The organism is Desulfobulbaceae bacterium (genome assembly GCA_015231515.1).
In the GTDB taxonomy this organism is placed as follows: Bacteria; Desulfobacterota; Desulfobulbia; order Desulfobulbales; family VMSU01; genus JADGBM01.
The window spans coordinates 1-4,849 of the sequence record JADGBM010000168.1; the positions used below are offsets into that span (position 1 = coordinate 1).

General features: G+C 46.5%; 5 protein-coding genes. 2 read left to right on the forward strand and 3 right to left on the reverse strand.

Annotation, left to right across the window (positions count from 1 at the left end; translation table 11 throughout):
* Positions 1-181 precede the first annotated feature (181 nt).
* Positions 182-1,117 (forward strand): hydroxymethylbilane synthase, encoded by a 936-nt coding sequence (gene hemC, locus HQK80_15475; GenBank protein MBF0223593.1) that lies wholly within the window; start codon positions 182-184, stop codon positions 1,115-1,117.
* A 32-nt stretch (positions 1,118-1,149) separates the two neighbouring features.
* Complete coding sequence (gene cobA, locus HQK80_15480) at positions 1,150-2,709, forward strand: uroporphyrinogen-III C-methyltransferase (protein MBF0223594.1); 1,560 nt, start codon at positions 1,150-1,152, stop codon at positions 2,707-2,709.
* Between the two features lie 156 nt (positions 2,710-2,865).
* Here the strand turns inward: cobA and nadC are convergent, their stop codons facing one another.
* The 3 genes from nadC to HQK80_15495 are packed head-to-tail and all read right to left on the reverse strand — an operon-like array spanning position 2,866 to position 4,598.
* Positions 2,866-3,696: a carboxylating nicotinate-nucleotide diphosphorylase gene (gene nadC, locus HQK80_15485; GenBank protein MBF0223595.1), complete on the reverse strand. Its 831-nt coding sequence runs from the start codon at positions 3,694-3,696 to the stop codon at positions 2,866-2,868.
* 22 nt (positions 3,697-3,718) lie between these two features.
* The gene (locus HQK80_15490; protein MBF0223596.1) at positions 3,719-4,162 is read right to left on the reverse strand and encodes a glycine zipper 2TM domain-containing protein; all 444 of its coding nucleotides are present in this window, start codon (positions 4,160-4,162) and stop codon (positions 3,719-3,721) included.
* A gap of 13 nt (positions 4,163-4,175) precedes the next feature.
* The gene (locus tag HQK80_15495) at positions 4,176-4,598 is read right to left on the reverse strand and encodes a hypothetical protein (GenBank protein ID MBF0223597.1); all 423 of its coding nucleotides are present in this window, start codon (positions 4,596-4,598) and stop codon (positions 4,176-4,178) included.
* Positions 4,599-4,849: the final 251 nt, after the last annotated feature.

Sequence of the window (4,849 nt, forward strand, 5' to 3'; positions counted from 1 at the left end):
GGCTTAAAACCGGCAGGGTCAGCTTAGATGTCACGCCCTTTCAGGGCTGTCTGTACTATTCCAGTCCCCAGGGCGTTGCCCTGGGCTGGTATGTTCTGGCCCTTTCAGGGCAAACCGAATATTTACGGCCAATCAAATAATTTATCAATCATAATAACCATATAACTAACTTAAGGAAGTCATTATGCAGAAGCACATCAAAATTGGCACCCGAAAGAGCCTTTTGGCACTTGCCCAAAGTACTGGAATTAAAGCTGAAATAGAAGCGTACCATACTGATGTTAAAGTGGACCTCGTAAAGCTTTTAACTAAAGGAGACAAAATACTTGATGTGCCGCTTGCCAAGGTCGGAGGTAAGGGACTCTTTGTTAAAGAGCTTGAAGACGCCATGTTGAACCATGATGCCGATATTGCGGTTCATTCTATGAAAGATGTTCCGGCTGAACTGCCAGAAGGGCTTCATATCGGTATTATCACTAAGCGTCAGGATCCACGTGATGCCTTTATATCCAATAACTATAAAACATTGGCGGAACTGCCCCAGGGTGCAAAGGTTGGTACCAGCAGTTTGAGACGACGGTCTCAGCTGGCGGTTATGCGGCCTGATTTAGTTATCGAAGATCTGCGCGGCAACCTTGATACCCGTCTTAAAAAACTTGATGAAGGTCAGTATGATGCCATTATTCTGGCTGCCGCCGGCTTGAACCGATTAAAGCTTGATCGGGCAAGCAGTTATTTTGAGCCAACAGAGATGCTTCCCGCGGTCGGCCAGGGCGCTGTTGGTATTGAGCTTCGTACTGCCGATAAAGAGCTTCTTGAAGGCCTTATGTTTCTGGATCATAGGGACACTACTGTTGCTGTGACTGCCGAACGCGCATTCTTGTTGAGGCTTGAAGGTGGCTGTCAGGTGCCAATAGCTGGTTTCTGTCAGGTGAATGGCGATGAAATTACCTTGACTGGCCTTGTAGCTTCGATTGACGGTAAAGAGATTATTAAGAAAACCTCAACGGGTGCAGCTGACCAAGCTGTAGCCATTGGGCGTGCGCTCGCTGAAGAAATTCTTGATCTTGGCGGTCGCGCCATTTTGGAAGAAGTGTATCAATCAGAAATTGCCTAACTACTGATTGTTTGTAACTTGGATATTTGAGAATGAAAGAGAAAAAGAGTAAGACCGGAAAGGTGTATCTGGTGGGCGCAGGTCCTGGTGATCCAGGCTTGATTACCGTAAAGGGTAAAGCACTTTTAGAAAAGGCTGAGGTTGTTGTTTATGACTATCTTGCTAATAAAAAATTCTTAAAACATGTTCCTGCCGATGCTGAGTTTATCTATGTGGGCAAAAAGGGTGGTGGCATTCACGCCCAGACTCAGGAAGAGATTAACCAGATACTTGTTGATAAGGCTAAAGAAGGGAAGAGAATTGTCCGTCTTAAAGGTGGAGATCCGTTTATCTTTGGTCGTGGCGGTGAAGAGATTGAGGAGATTTACAAGGCGGGAATACCCTTTGAAATTGTGCCGGGGGTGACTGCTGCAACGGCTGCGGCAACCTATGCCGGGATCCCTATTACCCACCGGGATTATACAGCCACTGTTGCCTTTGTGACCGGGCATGAAGCTCCGGATAAAAAAGATAGTAATATCGACTGGGAGAAAATTGCCACTGGTATCGGTACCATAGTTTTTTACATGGGCATAAAAAATCTGCCCAATATTGTTGATAGGCTCGTGCATTTTGGGCGTGATCCAAAAACTCCAGTTGCCGTAATTCGCTGGGCGTCTACCCCTGAGCATCGGACGGTGACTGGTACCCTGGAAACTATAAAAGAGGTGGTTGAAAAGGCTGGAATCTTGCCACCGGCTGTTATTGTTGTCGGCGAAGTTGTCAGCTTGCGGGAGAAAATGAACTGGTTTGAGCATAAGCCGTTACTGGGCAAGCGGATAATGGTTACTCGTACCCGCGAACAGGCCAGCGAACTGGTTGCCTCACTTGAAGAACTCGGTGCTGACTGTATCGAGTTTGCAACCATCTCCCTGGCTCCCCCCCCGTCCTGGGATGCTCTTGATACCGCTTTTGGTTCAATCGACAGCTACGACTGGCTGTTATTTACAAGTTTAAATGCTATTCAATATTTCTTTGGGCGGCTTATCTCTCAAGGGCTCGATTCCAGGGCTTTACACGGGATAAAAATTGCGGCGGTTGGCAGTGCAACGAGTAACGAGCTGCAAAAATATGGGCTTCGCGCCGATCTTCTGCCTGACAGTGAATATACCGGTAAGGGACTTGCTGAGGCATTGATTAAACTAGGTGAGGGCGGCAAACGGTTTTTGTTGCCCAGGGCCTTAAAGGCCAGTGAGGTCTTGCCTGACACCTTGCGTGAGGCGGGAGGTCATGTCGATATCGCCCCAGTCTACCAGAATGTCCGTCCTCTGGGTCATGAGGAAGAGCTTCGCCAGTATTTTCTTGATCATAGTGTTGATATGGTCACCTACACCAGTTCATCGACATTCACTAATTTCATGTTTATGCTGAACCCGAAAGATGATATGGAGTTACGAGAACTGCTCGGCGGGGTTGATATCGCCTCGATTGGCCCTATCACCGGAAATGTTATTACTGATAGAGGTGTTCAGGTAGACGTTCAGCCACTAGACTCGTATACAATTGAAAATCTTGTCGAACATATTGTTGGGTATTATTCAAAGCAGGGGTAATAGCAGTTTGGTTGTGGGGTGTGGCGAGAATGGTATAGGTTCAATCAGACTATGACTGCTAACTTGATAGTATGCGGATTTTCAAGTTCAAAATTCGGTGTTGAATGTTCAATGTTGGACGTTCATCTTTTGAACCAGCATATAGGCATCAACTTCTCACACCATTCTCATGCTGATATCACAGGCCGTGGCTGAGTGGGTCAAAGCGCCAACTGAAATCAGGTTGACGCCAGTCTCAGCAACCTTTCGTACATTTTCGAGATTCATGCCACCTGATGCCTCCAGCAGAACCCTTCCTTTGTTGATTGAAACCGCCTTGCGCATGGTTTCGCAGTCCATATTGTCGAGAAGTATCGCATCAACAGTGCATTCAAGGCACTCTTCAACCTGAGCAACGGTTTCAGCCTCAACTTCAATACGTATAGTGTGCGGAGCATTGTTACGAACTCGATTTATCGCCTTGGTGATTGAACCTGCCGCGGCAATATGATTGTCTTTGATAAGTATCCCGTCGCTTAAGTTGAAGCGGTGGTTGTATCCGCCTCCAACCCGAACCGCATATTTCTCAAAGAGTCGCAGGCCTGGTGTTGTCTTTCGTGTATCGACGATTTTTACCGGAAGTAAGGCAACCTGTTCAACAAACTCGGAGGTTAGGGTGGCGATACCGCAAAGTCGCTGGGTCAGGTTTAAGGCTACTCGTTCGGCTTTGAGTAGATCTAAAACCGGCCCGTTGGCAGTAAGAATTGTATCACCTTTCGAAACTTTCCGACCGTCAGGGACCGGTTCTAGGGTAATAGCAGGGTTTACAAGTTTGAAGACATCGCAGGCAAAGGATGCAATCCCAGCCGTGAGTAACGATTCTTTGGCAATAAATACAGCTGTAGCAGTCTGCTTGGCACTGAAGATAGCCTCGCTGGTCACATCTCCATTGCCAAGATCTTCCAGTAAAAAATGCTCAAGGGCTCGCCGAATTGTAAATTGGTTCATGGATATGGAACAGCTACAGTAGCTACTGAATAACCCAGCGCCCGTCAATGCGACACGCTGTTGTTACAGCCTTTTCTGCCTTGCCGCCAATGGTGGTTAAAATTTCAGCCTCACGGCAATTAGAGCCTGTTTTAGGTTGTTGGTAGGCAGGTTTTGGCGTGACGCTGTACGTGTTGCCGGTATCCGGATTGACCCACTGAGTAGTCTTAAATGATGGGCTTGATTCGTAGGCTTGATTCATCATGGCCCGATCGTTTTTGTCCATTTCGTTCCCCACCATGTAACCAAGTAAGGCGCCTACAGCAGCACCGATAAGGGTTGATTCGGTATCTCGACCAATGGCCTGCCCCACTATTGCACCTCCGGCAGCACCCCCAGCAGTCCCAGTTTGAGCCTTGTTGGTAACACATGATGTGGTGAGCAGCGTGAAAACACAGACGTACAAGAGGATATTTATTGGTTTCATAGTCTCTCCAGGGTTATTGTTTTTTCTGATGCCTTGCTTCCATAGCCATAAGATAGGCACGAAGGTTCTTTTTCTTATGCTTGAGACCGAGTTTCTTGCGAAGGTTATCCCGGTGAAATTCAACAGTGCTCTTCGTTACATTCATTTGAATAGCAGATTCTTTATTGGAAAGTCCAATTCGAATAAGATCGGCTACCTGAATTTCTTTGGGGCTGAGTCCGCATTTTAACTGCGAAAGCTCCTTGGCAAAAGGTGATGTCACTCGGTTAAGGTTGAGCATGATATTTTCCAGGTAGGCCCGTTCTGTGGGGCTATCAAGGATGCCTTCGAGCTGGTCGCTGTTTGGCATAACCAGTTCTTTAAGGTTAGGCATATTTCCTTTACGTTCTTCAGTCTGAGCATCACTCAACTGTTTGATCAAAATACGCAACGACATGTTGGCATGTTTTAAGGCGTTCGATTTTTCATTGAGTTTGGCATGGGCATTTTCGATTTCGCTTACATCGAAAATTGTGCCTATGATTCCGTCAATTTTATCATTGCCGTCTTTGAATATGGCCTTGCTGAAAAACGAATTTTATTAAAATGAGTGCATATTTTGGTAGCTAAAACGTCTTTAGCCTTACGCTGCCTAATTATATATTCATCAAGAAACGCAACCAGCTCCTCAGGTTTCAGGTTGAAATC

Coding starts and splice junctions, on each gene's coding strand:
- HQK80_15495 (MBF0223597.1), bottom strand. CDS start 4,598: ATGTCGTTGCGTATTTTGATCAAACAGTTGAGTGATGCTCAGACTGAA.
- nadC (MBF0223595.1), bottom strand. CDS start 3,696: ATGAACCAATTTACAATTCGGCGAGCCCTTGAGCATTTTTTACTGGAA.
- cobA (MBF0223594.1), top strand. CDS start 1,150: ATGAAAGAGAAAAAGAGTAAGACCGGAAAGGTGTATCTGGTGGGCGCA.
- HQK80_15490 (MBF0223596.1), bottom strand. CDS start 4,162: ATGAAACCAATAAATATCCTCTTGTACGTCTGTGTTTTCACGCTGCTC.